The sequence below is a fragment of the Streptomyces siamensis genome (assembly GCF_039543605.1).
GTDB lineage: Bacteria > Actinomycetota > Actinomycetes > Streptomycetales > Streptomycetaceae > Streptomyces > Streptomyces siamensis.
In genome coordinates, this window is sequence record NZ_BAABKB010000002.1 from 389,994 (window position 1) to 406,695 (window position 16,702).

9 protein-coding genes are annotated in these 16,702 nt (G+C 75.1%); 1 reads left to right on the top strand and 8 read right to left on the bottom strand.

What is annotated here, in order from left to right:
• Positions 1–315: 315 nt before the first annotated feature.
• The 3 genes from ABEB03_RS04505 to ABEB03_RS04515 form a co-directional block, all read right to left on the bottom strand.
• Positions 316–3,171: an FtsX-like permease family protein gene (locus ABEB03_RS04505; RefSeq protein ID WP_345641462.1), complete on the bottom strand. Its 2,856-nt coding sequence runs from the start codon at positions 3,169–3,171 to the stop codon at positions 316–318.
• Position 3,172: 1 nt separating this feature from the next.
• On the bottom strand, positions 3,173–6,454 hold the full coding sequence (locus tag ABEB03_RS04510) for an ABC transporter permease (RefSeq protein WP_345641464.1): 3,282 nt from the start codon (positions 6,452–6,454) through the stop codon (positions 3,173–3,175).
• A 245-nt stretch (positions 6,455–6,699) separates the two neighbouring features.
• Positions 6,700–7,104 (bottom strand): globin, encoded by a 405-nt coding sequence (locus tag ABEB03_RS04515; protein WP_345641467.1) that lies wholly within the window; start codon positions 7,102–7,104, stop codon positions 6,700–6,702.
• Between the two features lie 107 nt (positions 7,105–7,211).
• On the opposite strand from ABEB03_RS04515, the gene ABEB03_RS04520 reads away from it, so the two are divergent.
• Positions 7,212–8,192, top strand: a complete 981-nt coding sequence (locus ABEB03_RS04520) for a methyltransferase domain-containing protein (RefSeq protein ID WP_345641470.1) — start codon at positions 7,212–7,214, stop codon at positions 8,190–8,192.
• A 27-nt stretch (positions 8,193–8,219) separates the two neighbouring features.
• Here ABEB03_RS04520 and ABEB03_RS04525 read toward each other — a convergent pair whose 3' ends face one another.
• The 5 genes from ABEB03_RS04525 to ABEB03_RS04545 all read right to left on the bottom strand — a co-directional run bounded on the left by ABEB03_RS04525 (position 8,220) and on the right by ABEB03_RS04545 (position 16,660).
• Positions 8,220–9,482 carry an FHA domain-containing protein gene (locus ABEB03_RS04525; protein WP_345641473.1) on the bottom strand — a complete coding sequence of 421 codons (1,263 nt, stop codon included), beginning with the start codon at positions 9,480–9,482 and terminating at the stop codon, positions 8,220–8,222.
• Positions 9,483–9,554: 72 nt separating this feature from the next.
• Positions 9,555–10,901 carry a vWA domain-containing protein gene (locus ABEB03_RS04530; RefSeq protein ID WP_345641476.1) on the bottom strand — a complete coding sequence of 449 codons (1,347 nt, stop codon included), beginning with the start codon at positions 10,899–10,901 and terminating at the stop codon, positions 9,555–9,557.
• Positions 10,902–11,090: 189 nt separating this feature from the next.
• Entirely contained in the window at positions 11,091–12,770 is a 1,680-nt protein-coding gene (locus ABEB03_RS04535) for a PP2C family serine/threonine-protein phosphatase (protein WP_345641479.1), read from the bottom strand.
• Between the two features lie 3 nt (positions 12,771–12,773).
• Positions 12,774–15,323 (bottom strand): serine/threonine-protein kinase, encoded by a 2,550-nt coding sequence (locus ABEB03_RS04540; protein ID WP_345641482.1) that lies wholly within the window; start codon positions 15,321–15,323, stop codon positions 12,774–12,776.
• Entirely contained in the window at positions 15,320–16,660 is a 1,341-nt protein-coding gene (locus ABEB03_RS04545; protein WP_095934393.1) for a coiled-coil domain-containing protein, read from the bottom strand. The genes ABEB03_RS04540 and ABEB03_RS04545 overlap by 4 nt, the downstream gene beginning before the upstream one ends.
• Positions 16,661–16,702 lie beyond the last annotated feature (42 nt).

Genomic DNA, 16,702 nt, shown 5'->3' on the forward strand with positions numbered 1-16,702 from the left:
CCTGCCGGTCCGGGCGGCTCCCAGGACGACAGGCCTCTCGGGCCGGGTGGCTTCGTGAGCGGGTGGTGACCTCTCGGACCGGGTGGCCTCCAGGGCCGCGGATCTTCCCGGCCGGCGGGTTTCCTGGGCCGGAGTGATGCAGGGCCGGCCCGCTTCCTGGGCCAGGGACCTGCCGAGCCGAGCCGCTTCGTGCGGCACGGTCCTGCCGGGCCGGGCGGCCCACTCCGCTCGTGCCCTGTCCAGCCGGGCGGGACTCGCGGCACATGACCGGGCGGGCCGAGGCGTGCGCCGGGGCCGTGCCCGGGGTCGAGGGGATCATCGGGAGTCCCCCGCCCTCAATTCCCGGACCGACCCCCGTCGACCCGACCACCACGCCTGCGCCGCCGCGATGCCCGTCGCCAGGGCCAGGACGGTCAGGGACGGAAGGATCAGCGAGACGGCGTCGGCGCGCAGCCGGGCGCCCCCCGACGAGGAGTCGGGCGTGGCGAGGGCGATCGCCGTCAGGTCGATGCCGGGGGACAGCAGACGGATGGCCGCCCAGCCGGTGAGCGCGCCGCCCGCCGCGGCCAGCAGAGCCTGCGGCAGGGCCTCCAGCACGAGCAGGCGGCGGCCCTGGGCACGGGTGAGCCCCATGGTGCGCAGGCGGGCGAGGAGCGCGGTCCGTTCGGGCGCGGCGCGCACGAGGGCCAACAGCAGCGCCAGCACGGCGTACCCGGCGCCCGCGGCGACCGCGGCCGTGTAGATCCGCTCCGCACCGGACTGCAACGGCGAGTCCACGTACCCGTCCCGCACCTCGGCCCGCAGCCGCACCTCCACACCGGTGCCCGCCGCGTCGCGCAGGGCGCCCCCGTCGAGGTGGCCGCCGGTCACGAGCAGCGCGGTCGGCCGGGCGGAGCGGGCGGGCAGACCCGCGCGGTCCACCACCAGGAAGTCGAGGTCGGAGACGGCCGGGGTCAGGTCCCGCACGGCGGTGATCCGCACGGTCACCTGGCTGCCGTCCTCCAGCCGCACCGCGAACGGACGTGTGCCGTACCGGCCGGCGACGGCGGGCGAGGCGAGCGCGGGGAGCACCTGCTTCTTCGCGTTCGCGGTGCTCCCCGTGCCGGTCCCCGAGGAGCCGCGCGCGGCGGGGACGGCCAACTCCGTGGCGGAGAAGCCCCCGAGGCCGACGCGCCGGGCCAGCCGCCCGTACGCCCCCGGCTCCACGCCCGCCAGGGCCACCACTTCCTGCTCGGTTCCGGAGCCGTCGCCGATCTGCGCCTCGTAGGCGATGCTCACCGGTGTGACCTCGCGGACGCCGGACGTCCGCCGGACCTGGTCCGGCAGGGCGGCCGGGAGCGGGTGGGTCGCCTCGATGCGGGCGTCCGCACCGGTGACCAGGAGCGCCGCACGGTCGCGGGCGTCGTGGACGCCCGCGAGGACCGAGCCGCCGAACGCGGCGGTGGTCAGGGCGGTGAGCAGGGCGAGGAGAGGCAGCACGGTGGAGGCGGAGGTGCGTCCCGCGCGGGCCAGCGAGAGGTGGGCGACGGCGCCCCTCAGCCGCCCGGCGGGCCGGGCCAGCCGGCGCAGCGGCAGCGGGTAGAGCCGGACCAGGACCAGCGCCGCGATGACGCCCACCAGAACCGGCGCCAGCGCGACCAGCTGATCGCCGGACGCGCCGCGGCGCCGCAGCGCGACGACGGCACCCGACGCCAGCACCAGCAGCGTGAGTTCCGCGACCGTGCGACGGCGTGAGGGGCGTACGGACGCAAGGTCCTCGCGGCCCCCGTGGATGCGTACGGCGCGGTGGGCGAACGCCGCCCGAGCGGGCAGGGTGGCACAGGCCAGGGCGGTCACCGCGACGGCGGCGCTGACGGCGTGGGCGAGGCGGCCCTCGGGCACGGCGAGCAGTGCCACCGCGAGGCCGAGCGCGCCCGCGGGCACCGCGACGACGGCCGTCTCGGCCAGCAGCCGTCCCGCGACGCCGCGCAGGGAGCCGCCGCGGGCGCGCAGCAGGGCCAGTTCGGCGCGGCGCCGGTCGACGGCGAGGCCGCCCGCCATCAGCAGCACGACGGCCGCGACCGTGCCGGTGCCGAAGGCGGCCACGGCCACCAGCGGGCCGATGCCGGACCGCAGCCGGACGAACGACGTCAGGACCTCGTCCAGATCCGTGGTCGCGTCCGCCAGCGGGTCGACCTTCTCGCGCACACGTCCGAGTCCCGGCCCCGACTCCAGCGCGGCGATCGCGGAGGACAGCCGGTCCACCTCGTGCGCGGTCAGCGACGCGGTGTCGGGAGCCAGCTGCCAGTAGCGCTCGGGCTTCCCGGCCGTGCCGAGCAGGGCGGGCGCCGCGTCCGGCGGCAGCAGCAGCGCGCCCAGCCAGTACCTGTTCGGCACGCCGGCCGGGGTGGCCAGCTGGACCAGGGAGGGCTTGCGCAGCACGGGCATCGCCGACCAGTACGAGCCGTCGGGCTCGCGTGGTTCGACGATCCCGGTGACCCGTACGGCCAGCGGCTCGCGCTCCACGCCGGGCAGGTGGATCACCGAACCCACCTTGATCTTGAGTGTCCTGGCCGTGGCGGTGGTGACGGCCGCCTCCACCTCGGGCGTCGCGGCGGTCACGGAGCCCCGCACGCGGGGAAGGCGGCCTTCGCGCAGCCTGGCATGGTCGGCGAGACCGTTCTGCGCGGTCAGCGACATACGGGCGGGCAGCCCGGTGGGCCGGGGCAGCCAGGGGTCCAGCGCGGCGCCGGGGTTGGCGGTGCGGACCCCGTACGAGGACTGGTCGCGGTCGGGCACGAGGGGCCGCTCGACGGCGCCGAGCACCTTTCGGTACGCCGCGCGCAGGGCGGCGCCGCGCAGGGCCTGTTCCCTTTCCGCCTGCGGGAGTTCGACGCCGGGCTGCGGGGCGTACAGCTGCACGGTGGTCCGCTGGGCGGTGGCGTCGTCGAGCAGCCGGCGCAGCCCCGCGTCCTCGTAGCGGTCGACCGCCCGCGGGAACGCGGCGGCCAGACACGCGGTCAGCGCCACGAGCAGAGCCAGGGCGACCGCCACGCCGGGTGCGGCGCGCAGCCGGGTGCGGACCCACGGGGCCACCACCACCGCCGCGACGCCGGTGGTCGCGGCGGCGCCGGTGCCCCTCGCGCCGCCCGTGTCGCCCGCGCCGTTCGTCTCGTCCGTGGGGCCGGTCATGTCACTCACCCCCCTGCCGTCGCAGTGAAGTCGCCGGGTCAGGGCGGTGCAGCGAAAGGAAAGCCGTGATCGCCAGCGGGGTCACCGCCACGGCGGCCAGCAGCACCGCCACGTGCGGGAGCGGGAGTTGGACCAGGACCTCGGGGGTCGGCCGGGTCGCCTGGGACGTCAGCACGATCAGCGGCACCACGGCCCGTGCCAGCACCGCGCCCAGGGCCACGCCCACCACCAGCGCCAGGGTCACCAGGACGCCCTGCTCGACGGCGATCAGCCGGGCCAGCTGGCGGCGCGGCGCGCCGAGTGCCCGCAGTACCGCGAACTCTGCTCCGCGCTCGCGCAGCGACCCGGCGGTGCTCACCGCGAATCCGACCGCCGCGAGGGCGGCGGCCACCACGGCCGCCGCGGCGAACGCGGCCTCGGGGCCCGCCCCGAACGGGTCGTCGCGCAGCCGGTCCGCGATCTCGTCGCGGACGACGACCTGCGACGGCTCCATGCCGGGCCGCTCCCGCAGCTCCGCCGCGACCCGTGCCGAGTCGCCGGGCGCGGCCCGCAGCCACCACTCACTGGGCGGGACGCTCTGCCCGTAGCGCGCCTGGAGCACCCGGTTCACCGACCGGAGGTCGATGACCAGCGCACCGCCGTTCTCCGAGGCCCGGATCGTCTCCCCGGCCGCCGTGCCGTCCGGTGGGCTGTCCGTCGTCGGCAGCGCGCGGACGGCGTCCACGATCCGCACCGGCACCGTACGGCCGCCGAACGGCACGTCCACCCGCTCTCCGGTCCGGGCGCCCGACGAGGCCAGGAAGCGTTCCGTCGCGACCGCCGTGATCTCCGGCGCCTTCGGTTGCACCACCTGCATACGGATGGTCACCGAGGTGATCTGCCAGGCGAGTTGGAGCGGGAGGTAGCCGGTGCCGTAGCGGACGGAGAACGACCGCTTCGAGGCCTTGTCCACGCGCGGGGGAGTGGGGCGGGTGGCCTCGTCGGGGGACGCCGCGGTGCTGGTGCTCGCCGACGCCGTCTTCCAGTCGGTGGGCAGCGGCAGCTCGCGCTCCTTGCCGTCGGCACCGGTCGCGTTCAACGCCTCGACGTCGAAGCGGTGTTGCTGCGCGGTGTCGGTGGGCTGGGTCATGTCGAGCTGGAGTCCGGTGAGCAGCAGGGGCGCGGTGCTCCGCGGGAGGTCGAGGGCGAGCGGGTGCGCCCGCCCGTCGGAGGGGAGCCGGCCGATCCGCAGCGAGTGCGGCGTTCCGTAGCGGTCCTCCAGGGTGACCGACAGGTCCGCGGCCGTCGTGCCGCCCGTGCTGCTCAGACGTACGGTCATGCCGAGCCGTTCGCTGCCCTTGGGGACCAGCGTCCCCCGGGAGGCCCCCTTCGGCGCGAGACCCGCGAGCAGCGGGCGCACCGGCCGGTCGGCCAGGTCCCGGCGCAGCAGCACACCGTCCGCCGCGTGCGCCGTGTCGAGGGCCAGCACCGTCGCGGTACGGCTGCCCGACAGCGGCAGCGTGGTGCGGACGGCGGGGGCGGCCTGTTGTACGCCGGGGAGGGCCGCGTACGCCTCGGCCTGGCCGAGCGCGTCCTCGTCGCCCGCGAGGACACGGACCGACGTACCGGCCCGGAAGTCCGCCTGGTCGTCCTGCGAGCGGTTCCAGGACGCGCCCTGGCCGATGGCGAGCATGCCCATGGCGACGGCGAGCACGAGCAGCAGGACCGGTCCGGCGCCGCGCATCGGGCGGCGGCTGAGCTGCCAGCCCGCGAGTGCCGTGGGCAGTCCTCGGCCGCTCGCGGCCCGGTGTTCCGCGAGCCGCGCCACCGGCGGCAGCAGCCGCAGCGTGAGGACGGTCCCGGCGAGCAGGGCGAGGGCGGGGGCGGAGACCAGCAAGGGGTCGACGCCGAGCGTGCCCGAGGTGTCGCCGCTGACGGCGCCGGACGTCTGCCGGTCCAGCTGCCAGTACGCGACGCCCGCGATCGCCAGCAGCCCGACGTCCGCGCCCGCGCGCACCGGCGCGGGCAGCGTGCGCGCGCGGCCCCTGTCGCTGTCGCCCGCCGTCAGCGCCGGCACGATCACCGCGAGCGCGCAGCCCAGCGCCACGCCCGCCGCGACCAGCCACACGGCGCCGAGCCCCTGCGAGGTGTCGAGGCGCAGCCCGATCCGCGCCAGCGCCCCCTGCCCGGCGAGCAGCCGGGTCAGCGGTCCGGCGAGGAGGGGCGCGCAGAGCGCGGCGGGCAGGGCGAGGAGCAGCGCCTCCAGCGCGGCGAGTGTTCCGACACGGGCGCGCGAGGCGCCGCGCGCCCGCAACACCTCGGTCTCGCCGACTCGTTCGGCGCTCAGCAGCCGGGCGACGAGCAGCAGCGCGTATCCGGCGAGCAGGGCCAGCTGCGACGCGACGATCAGAAGTGTCGAACGCGAGACGAGCAGCGAGCGCTCGACGCTGTCCAGGACCTCGGGCAGCGAGGTCGACACGGCCGTCGCCCTGGTCAGGGCCGGGTCCTTGCGCAGCTTCCGCTGGCCCTCGCGGGCGGCCTCGCGCAGCGCGCCGATCTCTCCCGGCGTCAGCGTGGAGAAGTCGGCTGACGTCAGCCACGCGGTCTCCCCGGCGCTCACCCGGCCCCCGGAGAGGACCGCGGGATCGGTGAGCAGCGGCCCGTACGTCGTGAAGTCGACCTTGTGGATCCCCCGGCCGCGCAGCGCGTCCAACTGCCAGTACGGGGCGGTGGTGCGGACGGGCTTGTAGAGGCCGGTGATGCGGACGTGGACCTTGGGGCCGCCGAGCCGGTCGACGAGGGTGAGCCGGGCGCCGAGCTTCAGGCCGAGGCGGTCGGCGGCGGCGACGGGCAGGGCGACCTCGACGACCGGGCCGCCCGCGCCGCCGGGCAGCCGCCCGTCGGTGACCCGCACCTGGCTGTGGTCGAGGGCGGCGAAGTGTGTGAGGTCCGGGTCCCCGGCGCGAGCGGCGGCGGGCTGCAGGGAGCGGGGCAGGGCGTACGGACCCGAGCGCGTCAGGGTGCGCCGGGTGACCGGCAGCCCGGAGAAGGTCTTCCGGGCCCCCGCGCGCACGGCGCTGTCGGCGGCCCCGCGCTCCTCGGCCGACACGTCGGCCCGGACGATCAGGGCGGTGCTCACGGCGTTCTCGGGGTCCTTGAGCGCGTGGCGCAGGGACGCGTCGCCGATCGAGCCGGAGTAGGCGGTGAGGGTGGCCAGCACCGCCGTCGTCAGCAGGACGGTGAGCAGCGCAGCGGCGAGCAGCAGGCGGTGCGCCCTCGCCCGCAGTAGTACGAACCCCGTCACCCGGACCCCCGCCCGCCCCCGTCACCCCGTCGGCCCCTCTGTCGTCGTCCCGGGACCTTCGGGCGATGCTGGCAGAGGGACGGGGCCGGGGGTAAGCGCTTGTAGGCAGGCCTTGACCGGATTGTGACCGGAATCCGGCGTCCGGCGACCGGAATGCGCGCGTCAGCCTTCGTGCGAGGCCGGAACCGGTCCGTCCGGAACCGGCGCCGGATCCGCCGCCGAGCGACGGACCGGCGGGGCGGGGATCAGCCCGCGGTGTTCACCATCGAAGCCGCCGCGTACGTCAGGTAGTTCCACAGCGTGGTCTCGTGCTCCTCGGAGAGGCCGAGCTCCTCGACGGCGACCCGCATGTGCTTGAGCCAGGCGTCGTGCGCCGCCTGGTCCACGGTGAAGGGGGCGTGGCGCATCCGCAGCCGGGGGTGGCCGCGGTTCTCGCTGTACGTGGTCGGGCCGCCCCAGTACTGCATCAGGAACAGCGTGAGCCGCTCCTCCGCCGGGCCCAGGTCCTCCTCGGGATACATGGGCTTCAGCAGCGGGTCCTCGGCGACACCCTCGTAGAACCGGTGCACCAGGCGCCGGAAGGTCTCCTCGCCGCCGACCTGCTCGTAGAAGGTCTGCTCCTGAAGCGTGCCGCGCCGAATCTCTTTCACCCGTCCATGGTCTCAGACGGGGTGACCGAGGACTCGAGGCTTAGGACTCCTCGTCGTCGGCCGGTCCGTCGCTCGCCCGGCGGCCCGTCCGGCAGCACAGTGGAGACATGGGCGCGCACACACTCGACCACGGACTCGACGACCTCGCCGCGCAGGCGCGGGCCGCGATGGTGCGCGAGATCGAGGCGAGCGGCGCCTGGGAGGCCGACCCCGTCTGGAGGGAGGCGTTCGAGACGGTCCCGCGCCATCTCTTCGTGCCGTACTACTACGTCGGCGTCCTCGGGGGCTTCGAGCGTGTGTGGGGCGAGGACCCCGATCCGCGCAGCCGGGAGCGCTGGGTGCGCGGCGCGTACGCCGACGCCCCGCTGGCCACCCGCGTGCGCGACGGCGTACTGGTCTCCTCCAGCAGCCAGCCCTCCTTGATGGCGGCCATGCTCACCGAACTGGAGGTACGGGACGGGGACGCCGTCCTGGAGATCGGTGCCGGGACCGGCTACAACGCGGCCCTGCTCGCCCACCGGCTCGGCGACGACCGGGTGACCACGATCGACCTGGACGCCGAGATCACCGAATCCGCGCGCCGGCATCTCGCGGCCGCCGGGCATCACCCGCTCGTCGTCACCGGCGACGGAGCCCGTGGCGTCCCCGAGCGCGCCCCCTTCGACCGGATCATCGCCACCTGCACACTGACCACGATCCCGCACCCCTGGCTCGCCCAGTGCACCCCGGGCGCCCGCATCCTCGCGCCGCTGGCCACCGGTCTGATCGCCCTGCGGGTGCGGGACGCCGGGCACGCCGAGGGGCGCTTCCTGCACACACCGGCCTACTTCGTGCCCCTGCGCGGTGCGACCCGGCCCGAACGCGCGCCGGAGCACGTCGAAGGGCTGCCCACCCGGGCCCGGAACGAGGAACTGCTCCGCTTCCTGCTGGCCCTGACCGTGGGCGGTCTCGACCCGCGGGAGGCCTACGCGCTCTGGGAGCGCGAGGGCCACCCGGTGCGGGAGCGCTACGGGGTCACGGTCAGCGGGGAGCACGCCCGGGCCTGGCTGGACGACCCCGAGGGGCCGCACACCTGGCCGCTGCCGTGAACCCCGTACGGGCTCGTGTGGCGGTGCTCAGCCCCGGCGGATCGTGATCGTCGTCCAGGCGCCGACGTGCACCCGGTCGCCGTCCTGGAGAGGCACCGGCACGAACGGCTGGATGGGCTCCTCCCCGCCGTTGACCGTGGTGCCGTTCGTCGAGTTCTGGTCGACGACCGCCCAGCCCCCGTCCGGCTGCTGGACCAGGACGGCGTGCTGGTGCGAGACGCCCGGGTCCTCCGGGGGCACCGACAGGTCGATGTCCGGGGTGTCGCCGGTGGAGTGCCGGCGACGGCCGATCGTGAGCTGGTTGCCGGTGAGTGGACGCTGCTGCTCCGGCGAGTACGCCGGCAGGTTCAGTCCCGCGGCCTCGGGGCCCGAGCGCTGCATCATCGCCATGAAGTACTCGCGGTCGGGACCGATCGTCACGCTCCACGCCAGCGGCTGCTGCTGGTAGCCGGGGCCGGGCGGGGCCTGGGTCACGCCGGGCTGCGGGTAGCCGTAGCCGCCCTGGCCCGCGCCGGGACCGTTCGGACCGCCGGGGCCGCCGGGCGCGCCCGCAGAGGGCGGGGAGATCACCCAGTCGTCGTCACCGCCGAAGGCCGGGCCGCCGGGCTGCGGGACGCCGGGCTGCGGCGGGCCGCCCTGGGTGAAGGGCGCGGCGGGCTGCTGGGTGTACGCCTGCGGGGCGCCGGGACCGCCGGGCGTCGGGCCCGGAGGCGGCGGCACGGGCCGCGAGGGGTCGCCGCCGAAGGCCGAGGGGCCGTCCGCACCCCACGGAGAGGAGGGCGGGCCGGGCGGGATCGGCTCGGCGGGCCGGTTCATCTGCGAGGGCCGCGAACTCTGGTACTCGAACGGGTCGTGACCGGGACCGGCACCGGGACCGCCCGGCTGGCCGGGGCCCTGCTGCGGGAACCGCTGCGGGGGGTTGCCGCCGGGACCGCCCATGCCGCCGGGACCGCCCATGCCGCCGGCCGGCGGACGCGGCGCCGCCGGCGTGTACGACGTGGCGGTGTTGGTCAGGAAGTTCCACCGGCACTCCTCGCAGAACGGCGCTGCGCCCTCACGGGGCGTGCGGCACTGCGGGCAGAGCTCCGGCTCGGGGTCGGGCACGGCGGAGAGGTGCGGGCGCCCGCCGGCACCGGGCGGCGGCGGGGGCGAACCGGGCGGCGGATAGCCGTACCCGGCGCCGGGCGGCGGCGGGGGAGGTGGCGGGGGCACGGCTCCGGCCATGCGGTGACCACAGACCTCGCACCAGTCGTCGGAACCCGACTGATGTCCGTTCGGGCAGGTCGGCATGTCGGCGCTTCCCCCTTTCCTCACCGGCCCTCGGGGCCGGGTTTCTCCGGCTCCCCTCGGGAACCGGGCTCGCTACTTCTTTACACGAACAGTCTTTGTGGACCGTGTCTCGAGAGTCATCTCGTCGGCCTCTTCGACCTTTGCCTTCAATCGCACAGTACCTGCCGCGGCGTCGACCACGTCCACCACCTTCGCAAGCAGTTTCGCAGTATCGGCGTTGCCGGAGGCGCCGGCGAGCTGAACGGCACGTCCCAGCTTGGCTGTTGCGCCGTCCACATCGCCCGCTTTGCGGGCATCCAGGCCTTGTTGGATGACTTGCGCCAGTTCGGCCTGTCCTGTGTAGTGCGCCACCTGCGGGTTGATCGACGTCGAGGCGGCCATGTCGTCCGTCCACACCGCCCGGACGAGACCCTGCGCGCCGAGGTTCTGCACGCTGCCGTCGCCCTGCGGGATGACCAACGACACGCGGGCCGCCAGCATCTCCTGGCCGATCCCGGCCGCCGGGACCTCCACGCACACGTGGTAGTCGCGCGACTCGTCGCCCCAGGAGCCGGTCGGGTAGTCCCCGGCGCGCGGACCGGCCTCGCTCCGGCGCTCCGTCAGTTCCTCGACCGTGGGCGCCACTTGCTTGACGAACTTGATCTGCGTCCCGACCGGTGTCCACAGGCGCAGCGCGACGTCCGCGACCTCCTTGCCCATGGCCGTCTCCATCATCTGCGTGAAGTCGGCGGACAGGGCGGCGGGGTCGGCCACGATGTCGGCGGTGCCGAGCAGCGCGGAGGCGATCCCGGTGACCTCCTTGACCTCCCAGTCGGTGCCCACTCCACGCGCGTCACACGTGAACCGTCCGGCGCAGGAGTCCAGCGCGGCCTTCAGGTCCTCGGGCGACTCGTGTTCGTTGCGCCCGTCGGTGAGCAGGATGCCGTGCCGGATGGAGACCTCCGCGGAGGACAGCAGCCGGTCGGCCAGGCGCAGCCAGGTGCCGATGGCCGTGCCGCCGCCCGCGCTCAGCCGGCGCAGGGCCTGCTTCGCCTGGTCGCGGGTGGCCGCGTCGGCGACAGCGAGCCGCCCGCCGCCGGGATAGATCTCCTTGGCGACGTGCGTGCCGCCGATCACCGCGAAGTGCACGCCGTCGCGCAGTGTGTCGATCGCGGCGGCCGTCGCGTCGCGGGCGTTGCGCATCTTGGTCGGCGGGTAGTCCATCGACCCCGAACAGTCGACCATGATCGCCACGGCCGCGTCCGGTCCCTGTCCGGGCGAGTAGAGGTGCGGTGCCGCCACGGCGCTTCCGATGGTGCCGCCGCCGGTCGCGCTCACGGTGACGATCGCGTTGACCTCACGACCGCCCTCGGGCAGGTACTCGTTCTGGTACACGTCGACCGAGAACTGCGGCACGTTCGACTTCGAGAAATTGGCCATGCCTTCTCTGTCCCCCTCGGGCCTCCGGTGCTGGCGGAGGTGATGACTGTATGCGGACCGGTCCCCTCCGGTCCGAGGCCGTCGCTCTGTGCGCGGTCCGCGGTGCCGGGACCCGCGGTGCCACCACCCGCGGACCTGCGGTCCGCGGGCCGGTGGTTCCGTGGCCCGGCTGGTCCGGGTTTCGCGGCCTCAGGCCGATCCTGCCCCCTGCGGTGGGGCGGGGAACGGCAGGACGGCCACTGTTACGTTGTCGTGGCCCCCGCCGTCCAGGGCATGACCGACCAGCACCTGCGCGCTGTGCAGCGGCCGTTCGGCGGCGTCGAGGGGTACGACCTCGGCCATGTCCTCGGCCGCCTCCGCGTAGTTCCACAGACCGTCGGTGCACACCACCACTACACCCGGCCGGTCCGGCTTGAAGGAAGCGGTGTGCGGCTCCAGTTCGTAGGCGTCCGCGCCGAGCCAGCCCGTGATGGCGTGGGCACGCTCGTCGGCGTACGCCTCCGCCTCGTTCATCAGGCCCGCCGCGACCATCTGGGCGGCCCACGAGTCGTCCTCGGTGAGCCGGGCCGGCGGCGAGGAACGGTCGACGGGCACCCAGTAGGCGCGGCTGTCGCCGACCCAGCCGACGACCAGCAGGGCGGTCGTGACGACCGCGCCGACGAGGGTGCACGCGGGCGCGTTCACGTGGGGCGCGTGCTCGCCCTGCGCGGTGGACGCGTCGGCCAGCGCGTTGACGGCGTCCGCGGCGGCGACGATCGCGTCGTGCATCGCCTGCTGCGGATGCGTGCCCCGCGGCAGGGCCGCCAGGAGCGCCTCGTTGGCCGCGTTCGACGCGGCGAGCGAGGCCTCGTCCGGACGGGTCGCCGAGGAGACGCCGTCGCACACGATCGCGACGACCGCGGGCGATCCGTCGGGCAGCGCGGTGGACGAGATCGCGAACGCGTCCTCGTTGCGGTGGTGGCGCAGACCGCGGTCGCTGACCGCCGCGACCGCGCCGAGTTCCTGCTCCATGTGATCGCGCTCCCGGGGCTGCGCGTGGCCGCAGTTCTCGCAGTAGCCGTCGTCGTCGACGCGGCCCGAACGGCAGGCGACGCACAGCTTGGTACCCGCGGACGGGCTCGCCAGATCGGCGGTGCGGGGATCCGCGGGGGCACCGGCCGCACCGCTGCCGGCCGCGGGGGCCTCGGCGGCCGGGGGTGCCAGGGGGTACTCGTCCGGCTCGGAGGGCCGGTCGAAGCGCACCCCGGACGGTTCCGCGCCGTGCCCCTGCCCGCCGGACGGCCCGCCGGCCGGAGTCGGTGCGCCCGCCGCCGCGGCGGGCGCCTGGGCCTCGGGGAGTTGTCCGCCGGACACCTGTCCGACGGGTGCCTGCGTGCCGGGGAGTTGTCCGCCCGGCAACCGGCCGCCGGGCGGCCGCGCCCCCGGTGCCGGGGTGCCGGGGCCCTGAGGGGCGGGGGGCGCCGTCGGAGACTGCGGGGCGGGCGGCCGCGCACCGGAGGCCGGGGCGGTCCCGGGCCGCGCCGGACCGGGCTCGTGCGCACCCGCGGACTCCAGGTCCGGGTGCGGGTGCGGGAGTTCGGAGCCGCCCGAATCCGTGCCGCGGATGTCGGTGGCCCGGTGCATCGGCGCGGGCATGTCGGAGCTGTCGACCTCGGGGGCGACGGGCCACTCCACGGACGCGGCGGCGGCCGGAGGCCGCGCCGACGTGCCGTTCATCGTGATCGTCGCGTCGTCCGGGCTGTCCTGCGGCGGTGCGGGCACGGCCGACAGGTCGTAGCCGCACGCACCGCAGAAACGGTCACCCGCCTCCAGCGGCTCCTCGCACACGGGGCACCGCGAAAGGGCCGTCGGCTGGGGCATCTGGGACATCAATCACACCCACGTCCGGGGGCGGTAACGATTCGCACGTTCCACCAGGTCGATCCTCTCCTCGCCGCCCTGCGCGAGCCGGGCCAGCGTGCGGTACGAACGCTCCAGTCCGAAGCGGAGACCGCGCTCGTCCAGCGCGCTGCCGAGCAGCACACGTCCGCCTCCGGGCGCCGGAGCGGAACCCTGGCTACCGGAGAGTACCCAGTCCAGCGCACAGCCAAGGACTTCCGTCGACAACTGCTCGCGTCGGACCGCGTCCAGACCGTACCCGTCGAGCGCCTCGACCTGGCCCGCCGCCGCGGTCAGATCGTCCAGGAACGCCGCTGCCGCCGCCTCCTCGGCCAGCCGCCGGCGCAGCCGTGCCCGGACGGCCGCGACCCGCGCGGCGGTGTAGTGGATGGACGCCTCCGGCACGGACTCCAGGGTGGCCACGGCGGCGCGGCGGTCTCCCGCGGCGAGCTGCACGCGAGCCAGCCCGAACGCCGAACTCACATAGCTGGGGTCGGTCGTCCACACCAGCCGGTAGTACTCGGCGGCGTTGTCCAGCTGCCCGAGCACCTCCGCGCACAGGCCGAGCGCCAGCTTGGGCGCGGGCTCGCCGGGGAAGGCGTCGTAGACCGCGTCGAAGGACAGCGCCGCGATCTCGAACTCCCCGGTGGCCAGCGCCGCGACACCGCGGTACCAGACCACCCGCCAGTCGTCGGGATGGTCCGCCTCCAGGGTGTCGAGGGCCTTGCCCGCGCTGGTCAGCTCGCCCATTTCGAGGCGGGCCCGCAGCTCGCGCAGCCTGAGCTCGGGCGATCCGGCGGGCGCCGCCTGAAGCGCGGTGATCAGCTCCGCCGGGGCGGACGTCATCAGACCCGCGAGGAAACCCGCGTTGGGGTCGCTCGGGTCCACCAGCGGGACGGGCAGGGCGAGCGCCGTGCCGCCCGCCTGGACGGCCTTGACGAGCGCGCTCGGTGCCGTCGTCGGGGGCAGCGCGGGAGCCACGTACGCCCCGTCCGGCCGCGGGGCCGCGCCCCTCTTCCCGCGTACGGGCAGGGCCCGCGCGCCCAGGCGCGACACCTGGCCGTCCAGCTTCCCGAACAACTCGGTGTCGGTGACCTTCAGTTCGGGGCCGAACAGCGTCGACAGCGCCGGCCGTGCCCGCCCCGTCTGGAGGGAGACGACCTCGCGCAGGACACCGGTCAGCTGCTCGGACATCTCCTGCGCGGACGCGAACCTGCGGGCCGGGTCGGGATCGGTGGCCCGGACGAGGAGCCGGTAGAACGACTCGTACTGGCGGAAGACCTCGATGTTGTCCGGGTCCGGCAGGGAGTCCACGAAGACGTTCGTGTAGCCCTGGAAGTCGAAGGTGAGCACCGCGAGGGTGCGGGCGACCGTGTAGAGGTCGCTCGCCACCGACGGCCCGACCTCCGCGACCTCCGGCGCCTGATAGCCGACCGTGCCGTAGATGGCCGACTCGTCGTCGTCCATCCTGCGCACCGCGCCCATGTCGATCAGCTTCAGCTGGTCCTCGGTCTGGATCGCGTTGTCGACCTTGAAGTCGCAGTACAGGAGGTTGCGGCTGTGCAGGTGACCGAGGGCCTCCAGCGCCTCGATGCCGTAGGCGCAGGCCTGTTCCACGGGCAGCGGGTCCCGCTTCCCGTCCGGTGTGCGGCGGCCGTTGGCGATCTCCTTCAGCGACTTCCCGCCGACGTACTCCATGACGATGTACCCGTCCAGCGAACCCGTCCGCTGGTCGAGGTGCTCGACGAAGTTGTAGATCCGCACGATGTTGGCGTGCTCGATCTCGGCGAGGAAGCGCCGCTCGGAGATCGCGGCGGCCATCGCGTCCTGGTCGCCGGTGTCGAGCAGGCCCTTGAGGACCACCCAGCGGTCGGAGACCGCGCGGTCGACGGCGAGATAGACCCAGCCCAGCCCGCCGTGCGCGAGACAGCCCACCACCTCGTACTGGCCGTGCACGATGTCGCCCGCGTGCAGCTTGGGCACGAACGAGTACGGGTGGCCGCACTTGGTGCAGAAACCCTCGGTGCGTCCGGGCCGTTCGCCGCGGGCGCGACCCACCGGGGCCCCGCAGTCGGAGCGCGAGCAGAACCGCTTGCGCTCGGGGACCTCGGGGTTCTCCTGGACCATCGCGCGCGGGTCGGGCCGCGGCACGCCCGGCACCTCGACGAGACCCGCCCCGAGCCGGCCGCGCCCGGAGGCACCGGCGGTCGAACCCGAGCTGCGGACCGACACCGAACGGCCCGTCGTCCGGCCCGACAGCGAGCGCGACAGGCGTCCGGAGACCGAGCGGCGCGACTGCGAGGAACGTGACGAAGTGCGCGAGCTCGCCCGTGAACTGCTGCTGGACCCCCGGCCGGAGCCGCGCGAGCCCTTCCCGCCCGCGGTGATCCCGGTCGGGGGCGAGCCCACCATGCCGGTCGCCGACACCACCGGCGCCAGGCCGCACGTGTCGCAGTACAGCTCTCCGCCGCCCACGTCCTCGTACGAACCCGAGCAACCGGGCCGCTGGCACTTCTGCTGCCCACCCGGGGCCTGCTGACTCACGATTCCCCCCTCCGGTCCGCCCCGTCGATCCGGTCGACGGGCCCGCCGCCCTGCTCAGGCACGCGCGGACTCAACAGGTCGGCCGCGGCGCGCTGGTAGCGCAGCACCGCCTCCCCGGCGACCCGCAGATCGCACGGCGCGCTCCACAGCATGCGGCGCGCCGCGTCGTACCGCTCGACGAGGAACGGGTCCTCGGCGAGGCCGTGCCGTGCCACCTTCGCCTTGTACGCGTCGAGGCGGCCGCGCAGCTCCGCGCGGACCGCCAGCGGCGCGGTGACCGCGGTCAACGACTCGCGGGCGCGCAGGAGTTCGTCCTCGGCCCGCTCCTCCAGCGATTCGAGCAGCGGGGAGAGCCGGTGCCACTGCGCGTGTCTGCGGTACTCCGCGGCCGTCGCCAGCTGCTCCTGGAGCGCGGTCGGCGGACCGCTGACCACCGGGACCTCGGACGCGGCGATCTTCGCGAGGACCTCACCGCGGGCACTGCGCGCCTCGGCGAGCGTGCGGTCCGCGCGGCTGAGTATGTCCCGCAGCTTCACGAGCCGTGCCTCCGCGTCCTGGCGGACGGTGAGCACCGCGTCGATCTCCCGGCGCACGTCCTCCAGGGCGCGCGCCTCGCGGTCGTACGTCGTCGTGTCCGGACGGCCGCCGCCCGGGGCCGAACTGCCCTGCGCGGGGGTCCAGAAGGCCAGCGGGTCGGACACCACCCGCTCACGCAGCGCGGTGAGCGTGCGGGTGATCCGCTCCAGGTCGTCGCCCGCCGGATGCTCGCCCGGGCGCACACCGACGGAGTGCGCGAGCTGGCGGGTGCGCTGGAGCTCCGCGGCCAGTAAATCGATGCGGGCGGGCAGCGCGGACCAGACGGCGTCCGCGGCGACGACCATGTCGAGGGAGGACGCGTACAGCTCGTTCATCCGCTCCACGAGCGCGGCCAGCGAGAACTGTTCGCTGAGCTTGCCGGCGGAGAGCGTCGGGGCGTTCGCCGTGGCGGTCGCGCTGCCCGCGACCGTGACGCTCTCGCCGCGCAGCAGTTCGGTGAGTTCGACCAGGTCGTCACGGCTGGACCAGCGTCTGCGGGAGCGGATGTCGCGCGCGGAGCGCAGCGCGTCCGTGTACGCGTCGAAGTAGGCCCACAGCAGGGTGATCGACGCGTCCGCGGCCGTCCAGCGCTCCTTGGTGGTGCCGGTGAGTTCGGCGCCCTCCAGGAGCCTGCGGCCCGCGTGGTCCTGCAGGGCGAGGAGCGAGGTCTCGATGGCCTCGTGCTCCGCGCCGAGCCGCGCCAGCGCACGGTCCACCTCGTCCCGGTCCATCACCGGCCCGGGGGGTCCCGTGACGCCCATCGATCACCTCTCGCTCTCCGTCGTCCCCCGTGCGCCCGCCGT